General features: G+C 42.0%; 14 protein-coding genes. 4 read left to right on the top strand and 10 right to left on the bottom strand.

Going from position 1 to position 18,886, the window contains the following annotated elements:
* Nucleotides 1–20 precede the first annotated feature (20 nt).
* From OKC24_RS16280 to crp, 7 genes are all read right to left on the bottom strand, one after another.
* Nucleotides 21–989 carry an IS4 family transposase gene (locus OKC24_RS16280; protein ID WP_249312345.1) on the bottom strand — a complete coding sequence of 323 codons (969 nt, stop codon included), beginning with the start codon at nt 987–989 and terminating at the stop codon, nt 21–23.
* A gap of 688 nt (nt 990–1,677) precedes the next feature.
* Nucleotides 1,678–2,847 carry a GNAT family N-acetyltransferase gene (locus OKC24_RS16275; protein WP_131275934.1) on the bottom strand — a complete coding sequence of 390 codons (1,170 nt, stop codon included), beginning with the start codon at nt 2,845–2,847 and terminating at the stop codon, nt 1,678–1,680.
* A gap of 10 nt (nt 2,848–2,857) precedes the next feature.
* Nucleotides 2,858–4,402: a GH3 family acyl-acid amido synthetase gene (locus OKC24_RS16270; protein WP_131275935.1), complete on the bottom strand. Its 1,545-nt coding sequence runs from the start codon at nt 4,400–4,402 to the stop codon at nt 2,858–2,860.
* A 2-nt stretch (nt 4,403–4,404) separates the two neighbouring features.
* A complete protein-coding gene (locus tag OKC24_RS16265; RefSeq protein ID WP_131275936.1) occupies nt 4,405–5,235 on the bottom strand; it encodes a hypothetical protein in 831 nt (276 codons plus the stop codon).
* 232 nt (nt 5,236–5,467) lie between these two features.
* Complete coding sequence (clpB, locus tag OKC24_RS16260; RefSeq protein WP_131275937.1) at nt 5,468–8,047, bottom strand: ATP-dependent chaperone ClpB; 2,580 nt, start codon at nt 8,045–8,047, stop codon at nt 5,468–5,470.
* Nucleotides 8,048–8,334: 287 nt separating this feature from the next.
* Nucleotides 8,335–9,384, bottom strand: a complete 1,050-nt coding sequence (locus OKC24_RS16255; RefSeq protein WP_265466002.1) for an NADP(H)-dependent aldo-keto reductase — start codon at nt 9,382–9,384, stop codon at nt 8,335–8,337.
* Nucleotides 9,385–9,604: 220 nt separating this feature from the next.
* Complete coding sequence (gene crp, locus OKC24_RS16250) at nt 9,605–10,312, bottom strand: cAMP-activated global transcriptional regulator CRP (RefSeq protein WP_005010706.1); 708 nt, start codon at nt 10,310–10,312, stop codon at nt 9,605–9,607.
* A 147-nt stretch (nt 10,313–10,459) separates the two neighbouring features.
* On the opposite strand from crp, the gene OKC24_RS16245 reads away from it, so the two are divergent.
* On the top strand, nt 10,460–10,888 hold the full coding sequence (locus OKC24_RS16245) for an OsmC family protein (protein ID WP_130147469.1): 429 nt from the start codon (nt 10,460–10,462) through the stop codon (nt 10,886–10,888).
* 483 nt (nt 10,889–11,371) lie between these two features.
* Nucleotides 11,372–12,163: a phytanoyl-CoA dioxygenase family protein gene (locus OKC24_RS16240; protein ID WP_131275939.1), complete on the top strand. Its 792-nt coding sequence runs from the start codon at nt 11,372–11,374 to the stop codon at nt 12,161–12,163.
* 334 nt (nt 12,164–12,497) lie between these two features.
* Here the strand turns inward: OKC24_RS16240 and OKC24_RS16235 are convergent, their stop codons facing one another.
* On the bottom strand, nt 12,498–13,622 hold the full coding sequence (locus tag OKC24_RS16235) for an S-(hydroxymethyl)glutathione dehydrogenase/class III alcohol dehydrogenase (protein WP_131275940.1): 1,125 nt from the start codon (nt 13,620–13,622) through the stop codon (nt 12,498–12,500).
* 352 nt (nt 13,623–13,974) lie between these two features.
* Here OKC24_RS16235 and OKC24_RS16230 point away from each other — a divergent pair, with 352 nt between their 5' ends.
* Nucleotides 13,975–15,249, top strand: coding sequence for a flavin-containing monooxygenase (locus OKC24_RS16230; RefSeq protein WP_131275941.1), 1,275 nt, complete (start codon nt 13,975–13,977; stop codon nt 15,247–15,249).
* A 136-nt stretch (nt 15,250–15,385) separates the two neighbouring features.
* The gene (locus OKC24_RS16225; protein WP_265466001.1) at nt 15,386–16,378 is read left to right on the top strand and encodes a TauD/TfdA family dioxygenase; all 993 of its coding nucleotides are present in this window, start codon (nt 15,386–15,388) and stop codon (nt 16,376–16,378) included.
* 343 nt (nt 16,379–16,721) lie between these two features.
* On the opposite strand, the gene OKC24_RS16220 is transcribed toward OKC24_RS16225, so the two are convergent.
* Together OKC24_RS16220 and OKC24_RS16215 are read right to left on the bottom strand one after the other, a co-directional pair.
* Nucleotides 16,722–17,894: a hypothetical protein gene (locus OKC24_RS16220; RefSeq protein ID WP_165499118.1), complete on the bottom strand. Its 1,173-nt coding sequence runs from the start codon at nt 17,892–17,894 to the stop codon at nt 16,722–16,724.
* 45 nt (nt 17,895–17,939) lie between these two features.
* On the bottom strand, nt 17,940–18,812 hold the full coding sequence (locus OKC24_RS16215) for an ABC transporter substrate-binding protein (protein ID WP_252151866.1): 873 nt from the start codon (nt 18,810–18,812) through the stop codon (nt 17,940–17,942).
* Nucleotides 18,813–18,886 lie beyond the last annotated feature (74 nt).

Below are 18,886 nucleotides of genomic sequence, written 5' to 3'. Positions count from 1 at the left end.
CTCTGCACACGACAAAAAAATCATCCCCACCCGATTTTCATAGGTTTAGGGGTTAAAAAGCTAACTAACTGTCGAAATACAGTCTTATCATTGTTAAAGAACACCAAGTGAAGGCCCTCAATCAACACATCCAGACCAAGCGCAAACAAACTGGCTTGAGGTCGAGCGTTTGACTTCAACTTGCGTTTTAACGGCTTATCTTTGTCTTTATAAATACCGACATGATAAGCCCAACAAAATGCTAAGGCGTTCACTGCGACTAATTTACTGACCCGATCAAGATGGGTTAAGTGGGTATCTTCAAGATTAAAGCCACGGCCCTTTAGACAAGCAAATAAAGTCTCAATCTCCCAACGCTTAGCATAGCTTGTCATCGCATCCACTGTTTCTAGTTGATTGGTGGCCACAATCACTAAACCATAGTCTTTATCACGCTTGGCAAATACTCGAACCAAACAACCATCGACAGTCAGTATTCGTCCATGTCGATATGTTTCTTGATGGCTAACATGGCGTAATAACTCTTTAATCTGTACCAACTTGCCATGATGATTCTTAACTTTACTGTTCTTCTTAATCCGTATGGCAAAGGGTATGTGATTATTGGTGAGCCAGTTAAACCATTTTTCGCCAACAAACTCTCTGTCTGCTACTATCATCTCAAGGTTATCTTTGCCAAATTGTTTGATAAACCGCTCAATAAGTTCACAGCGTTCAAGATGGTTTGTATTACCTCGCTTATCTAGCATGTGCCAGTATAAGGGGATGGCTATCCCTTTATATACCACCCCTAACATAAAGATGTTGAGGTTACTTTTACCCCATTTCCAGTTGGTGCGGTCAATGGTTAAGGTGACTTTGCCTAGCCCAAATAGTCGATATATCATTAAAGCCAGTTGATCGTAGTCTATCCTCGCTTCGGCAAAAAATCGCTGTAGTCTGCGATAGTGACTGTCGGTCTTGCCACCCTTAGGAAGGTGTCTTGCTATTTTTTTTAAGATTACTGCTTTGAGCAGTAATCAGGGCTATTATCATTAGGCTCAAACAATTGATTCTTGCCTTGTTCATGCTCAGGTTTTGGGTTAAAGTTTCACTAAGTCTGTTAAAGTTTGGCATGGTCTGATTCGTCTTAAAAATTACTATTATGNGGCTCAAACAATTGATTCTTGCCTTGTTCATGCTCAGGTTTTGGGTTAAAGTTTCACTAAGTCTGTTAAAGTTTGGCATGGTCTGATTCGTCTTAAAAATTACTATTATGCCTTTGCTTTAACAGACTTTTTTGTTTTTTTGTCGTGTGCAGAGAAAATACTTAGAATATTGGGTTAATAATGGATAATTCTGAACGCTTAATTACAGCATTTTACTATTCTTTAGGTGGGATTATTTTAGGTCTAGGGCTAGCAATATTTTCCTCCCTATATCTAAGCTCTACCATTAGCTCACCTAAAATTGTAATTTTTACAGTAATTTGCTGCTTCGTTATAGGTTATTTATTTCCTAATATGGTGGGTAATATCTTTAAATGGATTTGGAGAATTTTCGTTAATTAAACTCCATAGATTTTTCTATTTAACATAATGGCGATTATGAGAAATAGCCNGCCTTTGCTTTAACAGACTTTTTTGTTTTTTTGTCGTGTGCAGAGAGGTTTTTCATATTTTCAGGGAATTTTGTGAACTAAATTCGACCGCTTTCAAAATAGCTGATTTTCGAACGGTCAAAATATCCGCAAGGATCTCCCTGAAAACTATGAAATGCATGTATTGCATGAATGACATGCGAACGGGTATTGTCCATGAGCTTAATTCTAGGATCATTCTTCGCTAAAGTGATGCAAAATGCGTATTTTCTATAATATTTTATTTGGCTTTTGGCATGATACAGAAGGCTGCCAAACACTTGGGTGTGCTGTGGATGGCATAAGGCGCTATGCAGCGCCAGATAATCAATCGCCTGATCTTTTTTCGGCAGCAGCAGCGCGCCTTGAAATTGTGCATATAAATTATAAAACGGCTTAGCCAGCGTCAAAGGCCACGAATAATGCACAACCCGTGTTTGCTTGAATGGCTTCTGATCCCATAACCCATATATGCCGACAATTTGATTTTCCAAATTATAAATGAGATGAAAATCATCCAGCTTTAATCCGCGCCAAAATGGATGATGCCCAGTGATCAGGTTAGAAAAGTCATAATTCGGCAAAAAATTATAATGCGCTTTCATCGCATCAGCAAAAGCATTCGCCGCAGCAATCTTCTCGGGGCTTAAGCACTCAAAACGATACTGCTCATAGGTTTGTGGCTTTTTCATTTGAGATACCATAAAAGTCTGAATATCATCATAATGATATGGCACAGGAAAGCCCTTCCGCTTTTCATGCAAAATTTGGCGCGCAGGCGCATTGCCTTCAAGCACAATACTTTCCAGCAGGCTGTCTGCAGGCAATTTATCCTGCAGATAATCCATCAATAACCGCAGTATTTTCTGTCCGCGATAGTCCCGATCTAAACGCAAATCTGAAACATAGCGAAGTACATCTGGTTTGCCATTGATAAAACAGTATTTCCAGCCTAAATTCATCATACCAACTACTTTGCCCGGCTGATTCTCTGGAACAATCACCCTGATATCTGGACGGTTGTACTGCGTATGCGTTGCATGTAAATAACTTGGATTACGCTCGAATGATAAGATCATGCCGTTACTGGGCATATTTTCGGAAATTAATGTTCTCAGCTGCACATCATCTTCCCCCGTTGCAGCCCTTACATAAAAATGCGGCACTCTTTTGGAACGGTATATTTTTTCAACATTACCTTCTAAAGCATTAGATATTTCTGCATTCATGACAACCTACTCAATCTATTTTTATTTTCATTTTCTTTAAAGGTTCTGGCTTGATATTGCCCTCTATCATGCCGTTGTGCATCGCCAGAGTTTTATAATAATGCCATGCATCATCTACATGCTTAATTTCAGGCTCATCCAGTTGGCCTAAATTTCTTGCAAGCTCATAATGAAAGTTCTGTTTTAAATGTTCATCTAACTGCGCGGCTGAAGGCTGGTACTGTCCATTGCCTTCACTCAGCAGCACATAATGCGGCTTTTTATCTGAGCATTGCTCAATGCCTAATAAACTGATAGGCACATAATCTTCTATTTGAAATTGGCTGAGCACATTGACTGCAACACTATGATCCAGTTTTTCCCCCACCAAATCTACCGTCATTTTACGGCCCAGGAATTTAAAGCAAGGAACTTGCTGATAAAAGCCCGTAACCTCTAATTCATCATCAATAACATAGCGCATTAACCCTGAACCGGTTGTAATGACTGGGCTGACAATATCGCCTTGCTTGAGCTGCCAGCTTGGAATGGGCAGTTCTGCATCTCGAAGCAAAAATTCATAAAAATGAGATTGATAGCTCAAGGGGTATTGGCCATCGAAAGGCAGCGTCACTACACCTTCAGTCGCCCATAAGCCCTTGCCTTCAAAGCTGACTCCCGCTGCCCGCTTTTGCAACTGAATTGCCCATTGTTCAGCGCCGGCAGTATCCCAGCTGGAAATTAACGTCAGTTTCGGCCACAGTTGCTTCCACACGCCTGAACTTTGAAAATCCAGCCCCCTTAACTTGTAACTTTGTTCACAGGATTTAGGCGCTTTAAGAAAGTCCAAGCTCTTGCGCTGCCATTTTCCAGTCCTTAAGATCATCGAAATTTCTGCTTGATTTTGTTCAATCATATCAAACAGCTGCAAAGCGAAAGTTGGGCTCCACACCGAAATCATGCCCAGATGCTTGTCTGCGGCCAAATAAGTGACCGTCGCGAACATGGCATCTTCTGCCGATTCTGCCAATGCAATCTCAGCTGGCACAGACTGCGTAATTTTGCTCAATATGCGCTTTGATACATTCAGCAATGCGCTGTCATCATTGAGGTTGTCATTTTCCAGCAGCTTCCGCTGACTTTCAGGCAGCCATGATACAGACCAGTAATGTGTTGAATTTCTCAGCTTAGGGTATTGGCGGTATAGGCTTCTTAGCCAGTGTCCTATCGCCTGATCCAATTCATTTAAAAATGTTTGGGTATAAGGAATAAATTTCAGCGCTTCACTTGAGCCGCTGGTCGGCTGAAACCGGATAATTTTTTCTGCGCTTAAATAGTTTTTCCCGCTGCGGCGGGACTGTTCAATATTGGATTTCCAATCCGCATACCGAGTCAGCTGATACTTTTTAGCGAATTGCTCATAGCTTAACTGCTGGCCAGTATGCAGCAGCACCAAATGCTTCAGTTTTTTACGCTGCACCCATTCCAGCTGGGACGCTTGCTGCCGAAAACGCTGAAAAGCGCTTCGGCATGCAGCCTCTAGGACACGGTGGGAAGCGGCAAGCAATATCCCCATTGTTAAGCCACCTTTGAATTAGTATTTGCAGATTCAATATGCAGTGCCGGCTTTATTTTCTTTAAGCTGTCCCGTTTTCCTTTACTGTCCGATTTGGATAAGAATCGCTGAACATAACGGTACAAATCCAACCATGTCAATTCTCCAATACAAGGCAATTCCGTTCCATCACCCCATGTCGGGTTCATGTCTTCAAAAAATGCAATCTTGACATTTTTTTCACGCATTTCATTCGTAATCGGCGCGACATCGGCCTTCAAAGGCTGATATTCCTCGCCAAAATTCAACAACCCTGAGTTTTGGTCAAAATATTCACTGAAATACTGTTCACAATAGGAATTAATGTATTTTTCCAACCGCTGGTGCTTCTCTCCATAATGCGGAAAATAGCTGTAATAATTATTGGCCAGCAGCAGGTAGGTCTTGAACCCTTTAGAAATAAGAATCCAATAGCATGGCGCAAAAGGATGGCGAATTTTATAAGTGATAATGTAGCGGTACATAGCCCGCTGCAGCGCCCTGCTGCCCCAGTACTGCTGTTCAATGATCGTGTCGCCGCTGAAAAAAGCATGATACGCTTTGCCATCGACAATAAAATCACGTTCTAGAACTGTTGAAAATCCGACAACCTCTTTGGACTTAGGATCTCTAATTAAAAATACACCCGTCTTTTGCATGAAATCTTTTTCAAAAATTTCATATTCCGTATTGGCATAATATTTTTTATAAACGCTGTACATCCGTTTGAGTTCATAAACTGAAATATCTGCAGCCAGCTTATACTCACTGTATGGCTCATTATTTAAACGGCGTAAAATCTTAAATTCGATCATTGTATTTATTTCCTGTTGCCCTTTGGGCAGTATTTTTTTTGTTTTAACAGCCAGATCAAAGACCCTGTTCTCTTTGGAACGGTGGTCATATTAATTGTATCATTCAAAAAAATGCAATCTGGTTTACGTATTGAAACGAAAAATACGACAAGCGTTAAATAAATATACCTATAAAAAACCTAGCCGAAGCTAGGTTTTTTTATGAAACATCAATGAATATAAAGAGTCAAAATTAACTTAATTTCAGCTTTTCAAAATTAAGATGCCCATTTCCACCCTTAATTACAATAGTATCTCCAGCTTCAAATTCTCCCGATAAGATCTTCTGAGCTAAAGGATTTTCAACTTGCTGCTGTATTGCGCGCTTCAATGGACGGGCGCCGTATACTGGATCAAATCCTGCATCAATCAATTGATCAAAGGCACTGTCATCTACAGTTAAACTCATATCTTTTTCACTTAAACGTGAACGTAAGCGTGCCAATTGAATATCAGCAATACCGCGAATTTGATCTTTTTTAAGTGAATGGAAAATCACCAACTCATCGATACGGTTAATAAACTCTGGGCGGAAGTGCTGTGTTACTGCGCTCATGACAACTGCCCGCATTTCAAATTCTGTGGCATCTTCACCCAATTCACGCACATCATTTGAGCCCAAATTCGATGTCATGACAATGACCGTATTTTTAAAGTCAATGACACGGCCTTGCGAGTCCGTTAAGCGTCCATCATCCAAAACCTGAAGCAAGATATTGAATACATCCGGATGCGCTTTCTCAACTTCATCAAACAGGACAACGCTATAAGGTTTACGGCGTACCGCTTCAGTTAACACACCGCCTTCTTCATAACCCACATAGCCTGGAGGCGCGCCAACCAAACGGCTGACCGAATGTTTCTCCATAAATTCTGACATGTCTATGCGGATCATGGCGTCATCACTGTCAAACAGGAAGTTTGCCAAAGCTTTGGTTAACTCAGTCTTACCTACACCTGTTGGGCCTAAGAATAAGAACGATCCGCTTGGGCGGTTCGGGTCTGACAGGCCTGCGCGTGAACGGCGCACCGCATTGGATACAGCCACTACAGCTTCATCCTGGCCCACAACACGGTTGTGCAGGAAGTCTTCCATATGCAGCAGCTTCTCACGCTCTCCCTGCAGCATTTTCGCAACAGGGATGCCTGTGGCAGCACTGACAACCTCAGCAATTTCATTTTCAGTCACTTTGGTTCGAATCAGTTTTGGCTCTTCATTGATTTCCGCAACTTCTTCTTCATTCAAGCGTTTTTGCAATTCTGGAATGACACCATATTGCAAACGGCTCGCTTCTGCCAAGTCGCCTTCACGCTGAGCTTTTTCAAAAGCGGTCCGCGCTTTATCCAGTTCTATCTGCGCTTGGTTTGTACCGTCAACCAGACGCTTTTCCGCAATCCAGACTTCTTCCAAATCACTGTATTCTTTCTGAACTTCAGCAATTTGCTTTTCGAGATGCTCAACTTCTGCCTTGCTTACAGCATCAGCATCTTTTTTAACCGCTTCAAGCTGCATTTTTAATTGAATCAGGCGGCGGTCAAGACGGTCTAAAGGCTCTGGTTTTGAATCAATTTCCATCTTAATGCGTGAAGCGGCTTCATCAATCAAGTCAATGGCTTTATCAGGCAATTGACGGTCAGTAATATAGCGGTGCGACATTTTTGCAGCCGCGATAATTGCAGAGTCTAAAATTTGCACACCATGATGGGTGGCATATTTATCTTTGAGTCCGCGCAATATTGCAATGGTATCTTCTACACTCGGTTCATCAACCATCACTTTTTGGAAACGGCGTTCAAGCGCAGCATCTTTTTCAATATACTGGCGGTATTCATCTAAGGTGGTGGCACCGACACAGCGCAATTCACCGCGGGCTAAAGCAGGTTTCAACATATTGCCGGCGTCCATTGCGCCGTCGCCTTTACCGGCACCCACCAAGGTATGCAGCTCATCAATAAAGAGAATGATCTCCCCATCGTATTTGGCCAAATCTTTCAGCACGGCTTTCAGGCGCTCTTCAAATTCACCGCGGTATTTAGCGCCCGCAAGCAATGAACCCAAGTCAAGCGACAGCACCCGTTTGCCTTTTAAGCTTTCAGGAACCTCACCATTCACAATGCGCTGCGCCAAGCCTTCAACAATGGCTGTTTTCCCGACACCCGGCTCACCAATCAGCACAGGGTTATTTTTACTGCGCCGAGACAATACTTGAATCGTGCGGCGAATTTCTTCATCACGGCCAATTACAGGGTCAAGTTTTCCCTCTAAAGCGCGCGCATTCAGATCCAGTGTATATTTATTGAGTGAATCACGCTGATCTTCATGGTTATTACTCATTACTTGTTCACCGCCTCGTATATTTTCAATGGCTTTACGCAGCTTATCTGAAGTTACGCCTGCACTATTTAATAAAGACTTTGTTTTGCCTGTTTCAGCCAAACCTAAAATGACCCAATCGGTAGATAAGAACTCATCTCCAGCTTTTTGCGCAAAACTGTCTGCCAAGTTAAGCGCCTTTACGGCTTCTGGATTTAAATTAATATCTCCTGTTGGATTTGCGATGGTTGCTGTATCTGCTAATGCTTGCTGAAGCTTAGTTTTCAGCTCCGGCAGATTTGCACCCGCCTGCTGCAGCAAACTTAGATTAGATGGTTCCTCCAGCAACGCCGCCAGGATATGAATCCCCTCAATCGCAGTATGGTCTTTTCCCATTGCTAAAGATTGGGCATCTGAGAGAGCTTGTTGCAGCCGGTTTGTAAATTTTTCAAAACGCATTCTTGTTATTCCTCACAACAAATTGTGTACTTAATGGATATATGGGAACGGTTTATCATTTTTCAAAACAATATTTTAATATATTTTTCAAAAACTTAAATCAGCTTAATATTAAACCTTATGTATAATATGGGTATAAAGAAAAATTATTTCAAGTGACAAATAGTATTTTTTTCAACAAGTTTTGTATTAAGCACTTGTACCATTAAAAATGATAATAATCATGTTTTTTATACCAAAAAAAAGCGCTCATCAAAAAGCGCTTTTTCTCATTTCAGTAAGATAAATTAAGGTGCAGGATTGGGCTGTTTTTGGTGAATCGCCTGAATGCCCTGTAAAACATCTTGAGAAAAGTCAATTTCAAAAGCATCAATGTTTTCTTTCAGCTGATTCAAACTGGTTGCACCGATAATGGTGCTGGTTACAAAGAACTGCTGTTTAATAAATGCCAGCGCCAGCTGGGTTAATGTCAAATTATGCTTTTCTGCCAGCTGAGCATACTGTTCTACCGCCCACTCGCTTTCAGGATTGCTGTAGCGGCTGAAGCGGCTATATAAAGTTACCCGGGCATTTTCTGGACGCGCGCCATTGCGGAATTTTCCTGTTAAATAGCCAAAAGCTAACGGCGAATAAGCCAGCAGGCCCACACCTTCATATTTCGCAATTTCAGACATGCCAATATCATAAGTGCGGTTCAGCAGGCTGTAAGGGTTTTGCACACTGACCACTTTTTCTAAACCCAGCTGTTCGGCCAAATGCAAAAATTTCAGTGTTCCCCATGGGGTTTCGTTAGATAAGCCTATATGGCGGATTCGGCCTTTCTTCACTTCATTGCTGAGTGCAGTTAAAGTTTCAGCTAAATCAGTCACTTCACGCTCATTGAAGGCTTCTGCATTGTCATAGCCCAGCTTGCCGAAAAAGTTCACTGGACGTTGCGGCCAGTGCAATTGGTACACATCAATATAGTCCGTCTGCAGGCGTTTTAAATTGCCATCTAAAGCCGACTCAATGTCTGAGGCAATAAAGCGGGTTTGCCCATTTCGGATTTGACTGCCGCCCTGAGAAGGCCCTGCAATTTTAGAAGCCAAAATGATTTTGTCCCGCCCGCCGCGCGATGCCAGCCAATTGCCAATTACGGCTTCTGTTGATCCTTGGGTCTCAGGCTTGGGCGGTACAGGGTACATTTCGGCAGTATCCCAGAAATTCAGTCCGCGGTCTAAAGCATAGTCCAGCTGTGAAAAGCCTTCATCTTGGGTATTCTGCTCCCCAAATGTCATGGTGCCTAGACAAATTTCCGGCACTTGAATTCCTGAATGTCCCAGCGTTTTAAATTGCATACTTCTTCCTTTCCTTTTTAGTTTATTCAGATATATCAAAATGCACTTAAAGACTAACCAAATCTTATCTTCGGGTTAAATCATTATTTCATGATAGTTTGTTCCTAAATATTAGAAAGGCTGCCATAAAAAAAGCAAACCCGAAGATTTGCTTTTTTGTCAAAACGCTATCTGGCTAAATCGCGTTTTGGCTTAATTATTCATCATTGAAATCAGAAACTTATTCTTCTTCAAATTCCTCAGAAGAGAATTCACTGTTTGCCTCTAAAGATGCATCAAAGATCAAGATTGCTTTACCGTCAGTCTCAATCATGCCTTGTTCTTCTAAAGTTTTCAGAACACGGCCAACCATCTCGCGCGAACAGCCTACAATACGGCCAATTTCTTGACGGGTAATGCGGATTTGACGGCCATTTGGCAGAATCATTGCTTCTGGCTGCGATGACAAATCAATTAAGCAGCGGGCAATACGGCCTGAAACATCTATAAACGCCAAGTCAGTCACTTTGCGTGTTGTATTTTTCAAGCGGCGCACCAGCTGAGCGAATACTGCATAGCTCAGGTCTGGGTATTGCTTGCTTAATTCATGGAAGTTTTCGTAGGTAATTTCAGCAATTTCACAGACATCACGTGTGCGGACTTCCGCTGTGCGCTGTGCATTGGTTTCAAATAAACCCATTTCCCCAAAAAAATCACCCGCGTTTAAGTACGCTACTACGATTTCTCGCTCATCATCTTCACTTAAGATGATTGATACAGACCCCTTCAGAATCAAATATAAAGATTTTGACTCTGACCCTGCATCCACGATAGTCGTGCGTTTAGGATAACGATTAATGTATGCACGTTTTAATAATGCTTTAACTGACTCAGGGAGTTGACCAGGAGACAGCGCATCAGTGCTTAGTTGTGAAAAGCTTGAAGTCATGCTAACAATTCCGATTATGGATAATTTATAGATCGCACAAGACCTAAAATGAACTTGTCACACGAAAGAGGTGAAATTCCTTATCATCTCAATTTATGTTAGTGTACAGGTACTGCGTAAATTTATAGCTTTTTTTAAGGACTTGCAATGCAATCGAGTGTTCATTGGCTAGAGAATGTCGCTTTTGAAGCAAAAACTCAAAGCGGCCACACTATAATCATGGATGGATCGCCTGAATACGGCGGTGAAAACCGCGGTGCCCGCCCAATGGAGCTTATCCTGACAGGGCTTGGCGGCTGCGCTTCTTTTGACATTGTGACCATTCTGAAAAAAGCTCGCCAAGATATTACTGATGTGCGCTGTGAACTTAAAGCTGACCGGGCAGACACAATTCCTGCTGTATTTACCAAAATTCATCTGCATTTTGTGATTACAGGCAATGGTGTTAAAGAAAAGCAAGTGTCAAAAGCCATCGAGCTTTCTGCAGAAAAATACTGCTCCGCCAGCAAAATGCTAATGGACGGCGGTGTGGAAATTACCCACGATTTTGAAATTTTAGAAGCTGAAACGGTTTAAGCATTTCAAGAAAAGCCGCATTTTTTGCGGCTTTTTTATGCATTACGTTCCACTCAGCCTGAACAGAATAAATTCATGTGTTCAGACTTAATAAGATGAAATTCATGCAATACATTCCTATTGCAGCAAGCCCTCAAACTCATAGCATTGCGATCATCTGCCTTGCTGTTTCATTTAAACTGCCGGCTTTTGCATATCATCTAAACCTCCAGCAGCTGATAATTCAATTCCATACCAAATTTCCGCTCTTCCAGCGCCTTATTTAGCTGGAAATAATGCAAAGCATTCCTTCTATTTCCGGTAGCTGATCACATTAAGGCAGCTATGCTTTCGCTGCTTTAGAAAAACCAAATTAGTGCTTCATAAAGCACGCATTTCTTAAATCTTCTGTTCTTTTTATAGTCTTTGCATCATCAATAATTTGATGCAAATGACACCAACACTGAGCTAACAACTCTTCATTTACGCATTGGGGTAAATATCATGTTGTCCGAAGAACAGAAGTTATTTAAACGTGATGGCGCCGTTGTATTGCGCGGCCTATTTAAAGATTGGATTGACGTGCTACAAGACGGCATTCAAACCAATGAACAAAATCCGGGGCAATGGTTCCGAGACTATACGCCAAATGAATCTAAAGGCCGCTTTTGGGCAGACTATTGCAACTGGCAGAATAATCCAGCATTTGAGCAATTTATTAAGCAAAGCCCTGCTGCTGAAATTGCCAAAACATTAATGCAATCTGCACAAGCTCGCATGTTTCATGAACATGTGCTGGTCAAAGGTCCCGGTTCATCAAAGGTGACGCCATGGCATCATGACGCGCCTTATTATCCTGTAGATGCTAAGCAAACCCTCAGCTTATGGGTGCCACTCGATCCTGTCTCTAGAGAATCTGCCATTGAATTTATTGCAGGCTCGCATCTATGGGGCAAACATTTTAAAGCGCAAAGCTTTAATGGCGAATACTACGATCATGCTGGCGCTAAAGAAGAAATTTTGCCAGATATTGACCAGCACCGTGAAGACTACAATATTTTGGGCTGGGATTTACATCCAGGTGATGCAATTGCCTTTGATTATTTAACCATTCATGGCGCACCGGGCAATTTATCCAATGAACATTCACGGCGCGCGGTGTCTTTTCGCTGGTTAGGCGATGACGCGGTATACGTCAACCGCGGTGGAAAAACATCTCCACAGTATCCACATTTGGCAGAAAAATTAGCAACTGGAGATCCGTTACCAGAGGATGAATTTCCGATTATTGCCTAAATCTTAGTTTTAATAGTTTTTCTTTTTGCCAATGTTTACCCATTTAAACATTGGCTTTTTTGTATGGCTTTACTTAAATAGTCCTGACTTACATTTTATTGGCTTTAATACGATCTATGCTGTGTTTAATTTGCATATCAAATAACTTGTCGTCTGATGAACTCATCTCAAATCACGGCAATACTTTATAAAAATTAGTTTATTTATTTTAGATATTTAATTTCTAAGTATTCTCCACATTTCATTACTGCAACTTAAATTAAACAAAAAAAGCCCTGTATCAGCAGAGCTAGATTTCAAACGATGAACGTTTTATAAATAGCCAGCCTGAGCTTTAAGCAGACGGTTCAGTAAAATGAATAACTGTACGAATAGATTTGCCGTCATGCATTAAATCAAAAGCATGATTGATTTCATCTAACCCCATGGTATGGGTCACAAAAGGTTCAAGTTGAATATCACCTTTCATTGCATCTTCCACCATTTTCGGCAGCTGTGTACGGCCTTTTACGCCACCAAAAGCTGTTCCTTTCCATGTACGGCCCGTGACCAACTGAAATGGCCGTGTCGAGATTTCCTGACCCGCGCCTGCAACCCCAATAATCACGGACTGTCCCCAACCGCGGTGGGAAGATTCCAGCGCAGAACGCATCACTTGCGTATTGCCAATACATTCAAAAGAATGATCTACGCCCCAGCCCGTCATTTCTACAATCACTTGCTGAATCGGGTCAGCATGATCTTTCGGGTTTAAGCAGTCTGTTGCGCCAAATTCTTTTGCCAATTTAAATTTATCTGGGTTGGTATCTACCACAATAATACGGCCAGCTTTGGCTTGTCGCGCCCCTTGTACTACAGCCAAACCAATACCGCCTAGTCCAAATACAGCAACGGTGTCGCCCTCTTGAACTTTTGCTGTGTTATGTACGACGCCAATGCCTGTCGTCACACCGCAACCCAGTAGACAAACATGCTGCGGGTTGGCTTCTGGGCTGATTTTTGCCAAAGAAACTTCAGCCACGACAGTATATTCAGAAAAAGTCGAACAGCCCATATAGTGGTAAATAGGCTGACCCTGATAGGAAAAACGTGTCGTGCCATCTGGCATTACGCCCTTGCCTTGCGTCGCGCGCACAGCAACACACAAATTGGTTTTACCAGATTTACAAAATAAGCACTCGCCGCATTCTGCTGTATATAGTGGAATAACATGATCCCCGGGCTGCACACTTGTAACACCCTCACCCACTTGCACAACGATGCCTGCACCTTCATGCCCTAAAACAGCTGGAAACACCCCTTCAGGATCTGAACCAGAAAGCGTAAATGCATCGGTATGGCAGACGCCTGTATGGGTGATTTTAACCAACACTTCTCCTGCTTTAGGCGGCTCTATATCCAGTTCAACAATTTTTAAAGGCTCGCCCGGAGCAAAGGCGACGGCTGCGCGTGATTTCATTTTATGTCCTTCATCATTGATTAAAAGCGGTTGATTACACCTTCAAAAAATCTGCTGCATAGCATCAAAGTACAGCTTGGTCTTCATCAAAACTCATAGCCGTGTATGCAGAAAATAGTAATTTTTTGAAATTAAAATTCGTCTCACTTTTATATGAACATCAAGCCAGCTAAGCAATTCGGTTTTTTTGATGCATATGTTCTGCTTATATGATTTTCGCAAATGCAACTCTCTCCATATATTCAATTCATCAAAACATAAATTTCATTTTTGGCGCTTCATCCGCTTTGAAAATGAATTAACACATATCGCATGAACACGTTTTCTGTCATGTGCATGGAGGAACTAAAACATGAAATTAGATCATTTAAATGTCGATACGGTTGTGGTCGGTGCTGGTCAGGCTGGTGTTGCAATGAGTGAACATTTGTCTGCTTTGGGGATTTCCCATGTTGTTTTAGAAAAAAACCGCATTGCCGAAGCTTGGCGCACACGCCGCTGGGATTCACTGGTTGCCAATGGCCCTTGCTGGCATGACTGTTTTCCAAATATGGCCTTTGATGCAGACCCTGATGCCTTTGTTCATCACGACAAAGTTGCAGATTACTTTGAACAGTATGCTGCCAAATTTAAAATGCCTATTCACACTGGCGTAGCCGTTCAAAAGGCATATAAAAATGTTAAAAAATCGGGTTTCAGTGTCGAAACATCTGAAGGCACGATTCAAACACAGCGTATTGTTTCTGCTACGGGTGCATTTCAAAAAGCAGTGATTCCTGCTGTAGCGCCGCAAAATCCTGACTTTTACCAAATTCATTCAGATCAGTATAAAAACCCGCAGCAACTGCCAGAAGGCGCAGTATTGGTGATTGGTTCTGGTTCATCTGGCGTGCAAATTGCCGATGAAATTAACAGTTCAGGCAAAAAAGTATATTTGTCTATTGGTCAGCATGAACGTCCGCCACGCAATTACCGCGGCCGTGACAATGTGTGGTGGCTTGGCGTATTAGGCGGCTGGGACTACATGCGTACAGACAATGGCCCGCTGCGTGGTTTGGCAGTCAGCGGCGCGCATGGCGGCATCAATATCGATTTCCGCGCTTTAGCAAATCAAGGTGTGACTTTGGTTGGCATGACGCAGTCTTTTGAACAGCAAAAAATCAAATTTGCAGATGATTTAAAAACCAATTTGGACATTGGCGATGAAGCATTGATGCAATTTTTAGACGATGCCGATGCCTATGTACTGAACAATGGGTTAGATCTGCCTGCAGAACCTGAACTGCGCCATGTGCTTCCAGACCCAGCCTGCGTGACTCAGCCCATCTTAGAACTAGATATGAATGAAGCAAATATTACTTCCGTCATTTGGGCTTCAGGCTTTAGCTATGATTTCAGCTGGCTGCAAGTGAATGCCTTTGATGAGCAGCAGCGCCCAAAACATAAGCAAGGTATTTCCCCTGAGCGCGGTGTGTATTTCCTTGGCTTACCGTACTTAACAGGACGCGGTTCGAGCTTTATTTGGGGGGTGTGGCACGATGCAAAACATATCGCAGAACACATCGATATTCAGCGTAAATATCACCTCTATGAAGCGCCCAAAAGCCCACTGAAAGATTCTGCATAATTCCTTCTCCCCTGTATATCCAAGTCTCTACGGAGGCTTGGATATATTATATGCAATCTTAAATTTTATTTTCCCGCACATTCTGACATCTCTATTTTGACTCTTATTTAACGATTAAATTGCACGAGGCCGAAGTATGAACACTATTTTAAAATCCCCTATTACCGACAAATGCGCTTGGCGCGGTGAAGACATAGCGCAGCAAGCTGACTGGATTCATCAGCTGTCTATTGCAACGCTCAAGGCACTGGATGATTGCCTAGTACAATTAGCGCAAAAACAACTGACTGCACCCAATTTCACCCAATCAGATGTGTTGATTTCTGATGCTGAAGTATTGAAAGAGCTAGCTGAAATTGCGGAAGAATTAGAGAATGGCTACGGTTTTATTGTGCTTCGCGGTATCGATGCAGCAAAATATAATGAAGTGCAAATGAGCAATATGTACTATGCCCTAGGCTTATATTTAGGCGAACCTGTGACCCAAAATGCCCGCGGCGATTTAATTGGCTATGTAGAAAATATTGGCGATAAAAAACAAAAAATGACCCGTGTCTACGAGACCAACAGTTACCTGCCTTACCATTCAGATATGTCGGATGTAGTGGGTCTAATGTCCATCCGTAAAGCCAAGCAAGGTGGACTCAGCAGTTTGGTCAGCTCCGCCAGTGTCTACAATACAATTTTAGAAAAATATCCTGAATATTTAAGTTATTTTTACCATCCTGCATGGTATGACCACTTAGGTGAAGTTGATCCATCACTTAGCCCGATCTTTAGCTATTTTGAAGGCAAACTCGCCTGCCGCTACCTGCGTGCGTATATAGAACTGGGGCATGAGCGACGTAATATTCCTCTGTCACAAGTGCAAATTGATGCCCTGAATTTATTTGATCAAATTAGCCATGATGCTGCTTTAAAACTAGATATGATGCTGGAACCGGGTGATATACAGTTCTGCAATAATTACTGTGTCATGCATTCACGCAATGCTTTTGAAGATTATGATGATTTGGCAGAACGCCGCAAGCTGCTTCGTCTCTGGCTTAAAATGCCTAATGCACGTAAATTGGCAAAAGACTTCCCTGGCCGCAATGGCATTCCGAAAGGTTTAGGACAAGCGGCATAATTTCAGAATGATATTAAAGAGGCTTAAAGCCTCTTTTTTTATGGCGGAAGCATTGGTCTAAATGGTTTATATCAACACAATTATATGCGACATAATCTAAAGCCCCTCACCTAGAGCAATAAAGACATTCCTTCCATTAATATAATTGTTCACACTGACGGCTCAACGTCACTTTAAATTACTTGAAACGGATAATACTCAGCTCTAATTAAAAATATAAAGTAAACCATCCAAACTAAAATCATGACTGCTTTAGGTGATGAATTTATAAAACACCAATGAAAAAACCACCGCATAACTTATTTATGCGGTGGTTTAGATGTTAATACAACACACTTGATCATTAGAAGTTGTAGTAAACCTGCAGGTTTAACAGTTCATGCGTGTCTGTGTCGCTGCCAGCTGCATATGAATCAGATGGCCCGCCAATAAGGAAGTCGTTTTTGCCGACAATATATTCCGCGACAAAAGACAGATCTTTGTAATAAGCAGCTACACCCACTAAGTTACGCGATGAATTTTTAAAGCCTTTCTCCGATTTATCATAGCTGCTATACATGGCATATGGCGTCACGGCATCTAATTTACCGACATTTTTAAAGGTATAGCTGACATCTGCTGTATAGAACATCCCCTCATTTGCCACCATAAAATTGTCGTCAAAAGAACCCATCAAAGAAGCCTGAGGTGTCATTGGATCTTTATTATCAACATCATTTTTACCCGCTGTGAGTCCAAAAGTCAGATCGTTATAGGCCACATTGCCAAATACAGACCACGCCTTGCGATCGCCTGTTTGACCATTGGTTTTATTTTTAATATCTGAGTACCAGTAAGATGCACCAAGTGTAGTGCTCATACCTTCAGGCAGACCGCTCAAATCCTGCTGCACCCGCGTAATAAACATATTTTGCTCATCTAGATGCGTAAGAGATGAATCTTCAGGTTTCACAAAGTTTGTGGTGTATCGGCTTGCATCATCCGCATAAGGGCCGCTGTATTTGCCGCCATCCCCTGTAAAATAGGCCAGTTCTACTTGAGTGCCTGTATCGAATTTAACTTGATATTTCAGGCCGAGATTATGCACATCTTCCAAGCCTATTTGGGTGATAATCCCGCCATAATAGTTACTCTCCCAAAAGCGTCCAGGCCCAAAAGGCACAGGCTGTAAACCCGCTTGAATCAAGTGGTTTTCATTAAAATTGTAGCCTGCATAAGCATCAACTAGCGTAGAGAAATCACAAAGCTTATCAAATTGATAACAGCGGTATTCTAGATGTCCAAAGATTTTTGGTGACTTATAATCCAGATTGATTTTAGCCGCATCAAAGCTGAGTTTATGATCATTATCAGACCAGCTTTTATCTTGATATTTCGCACGAACAAAACCTGAAACAGATAGTTCGCCTAAATCTGTTTTTGCATCGCCAATTTTTAAATCTGCGGCATAAACAGGTGTCCCCATGCACCCTAGGAGAATCAGTGAAATCCCCGAATTTAAAGCGTTTTTTTGCATAAAAATGCTCTCATTTAAAACAGAAGTGAATAATGTTGTAAGGTTTTATTTCGGCATGTTTTTTTGAATTTCTTCATCAGTCGGCGCTTGCAAGTTGTATTTCGCAATCAACTTGTCGTATTCGCCTGATTTTTTCATGGCATCTAAACCAGCTGTAACTTTGTCCAGCATTGCTTTATCGCCTTTTGGAATTGCAATACCGCCTAGGACTGGGAAGAAGGGTTCTGTAGAACTAATGACAATACGGCCTTTTAATTTTTCAACCGTGCTTTTGGCCACACTGGCATCGTCATAGTGCGCATCTACAGCTTTTGCCAAAAGGGCCTGAACTGACTCTGGAGAAGTGTCGAACTCACGCACAGTAATTGGTGCTTTACCCTTTGCAACACAGCTCTGTTCAGACATTTCATGCAGCTGCTTAGGGAACATTGAGCCCTTTTGTGAAGCAATGGTTTTACCGCATAAATCATCACGTGTTTTTGGTTGATAATCTGAGCCTGTTAGCGCGATTAATGCCTCTGTGGTCATGTAATACGGCACCATGTCCACTTTGTCTAAGCGCTCTTTGGTGATGTATAAAGCAGACATCACCAGATCAAATTTCTTCGCTTCTAAGCCAGTAATTAAGTTTGAGAAGCGGCTATCCACAAAATTAGCTTTTGCACCTGAGTGCGCAAAGATTTGATTGGCAATATCAATATCAAAACCTGCAGGTTTATCATTTTCCATATATTCAAATGGAGGGAATGTGATATCACTGCCAATGTTATAGACCTTGGCATCAGCAGAATTGCTTTGCGCAGTTTCTGTTTTAGGTTCTGAGCTTTGGCTGCAGGCAGCCAATCCCAAAGCGGTCAAAAGGATCGCTGCAAGCGGTTTCATGTTTAAACGAGATTGCGTACTTAGAATAGATTTCATGGACAAATTCTCCGTGGCTTTTATGAGCTTTATATTTGTTATACGTGAGAATTTTTATGAATGTAATTTGGAAA

This window comes from Acinetobacter entericus (genome assembly GCF_026168575.1).
Lineage (GTDB): Bacteria > Pseudomonadota > Gammaproteobacteria > Pseudomonadales > Moraxellaceae > Acinetobacter > Acinetobacter bouvetii.
Note: the sequence above shows the minus strand (reverse complement) of the source record. Positions and strands in the feature narration are given on the sequence as shown.

Excerpts from the sequence above, each read along its gene's own strand:
- OKC24_RS16270 (WP_131275935.1), bottom strand. The coding sequence starts at position 4,402 with ATGGGGATATTGCTTGCCGCTTCCCACCGTGTCCTAGAGGCTGCATGC.
- OKC24_RS16235 (WP_131275940.1), bottom strand. The coding sequence starts at position 13,622 with ATGAAATCACGCGCAGCCGTCGCCTTTGCTCCGGGCGAGCCTTTAAAA.
- OKC24_RS16215 (WP_252151866.1), bottom strand. The coding sequence starts at position 18,812 with ATGAAATCTATTCTAAGTACGCAATCTCGTTTAAACATGAAACCGCTT.
- OKC24_RS16225 (WP_265466001.1), top strand. The coding sequence starts at position 15,386 with ATGAACACTATTTTAAAATCCCCTATTACCGACAAATGCGCTTGGCGC.
- crp (WP_005010706.1), bottom strand. The coding sequence starts at position 10,312 with ATGACTTCAAGCTTTTCACAACTAAGCACTGATGCGCTGTCTCCTGGT.
- OKC24_RS16275 (WP_131275934.1), bottom strand. The coding sequence starts at position 2,847 with ATGAATGCAGAAATATCTAATGCTTTAGAAGGTAATGTTGAAAAAATA.
- OKC24_RS16245 (WP_130147469.1), top strand. The coding sequence starts at position 10,460 with ATGCAATCGAGTGTTCATTGGCTAGAGAATGTCGCTTTTGAAGCAAAA.
- OKC24_RS16230 (WP_131275941.1), top strand. The coding sequence starts at position 13,975 with ATGAAATTAGATCATTTAAATGTCGATACGGTTGTGGTCGGTGCTGGT.
- clpB (WP_131275937.1), bottom strand. The coding sequence starts at position 8,047 with ATGCGTTTTGAAAAATTTACAAACCGGCTGCAACAAGCTCTCTCAGAT.
- OKC24_RS16265 (WP_131275936.1), bottom strand. The coding sequence starts at position 5,235 with ATGATCGAATTTAAGATTTTACGCCGTTTAAATAATGAGCCATACAGT.
- OKC24_RS16240 (WP_131275939.1), top strand. The coding sequence starts at position 11,372 with ATGTTGTCCGAAGAACAGAAGTTATTTAAACGTGATGGCGCCGTTGTA.
- OKC24_RS16255 (WP_265466002.1), bottom strand. The coding sequence starts at position 9,384 with ATGCAATTTAAAACGCTGGGACATTCAGGAATTCAAGTGCCGGAAATT.
- OKC24_RS16220 (WP_165499118.1), bottom strand. The coding sequence starts at position 17,894 with ATGCAAAAAAACGCTTTAAATTCGGGGATTTCACTGATTCTCCTAGGG.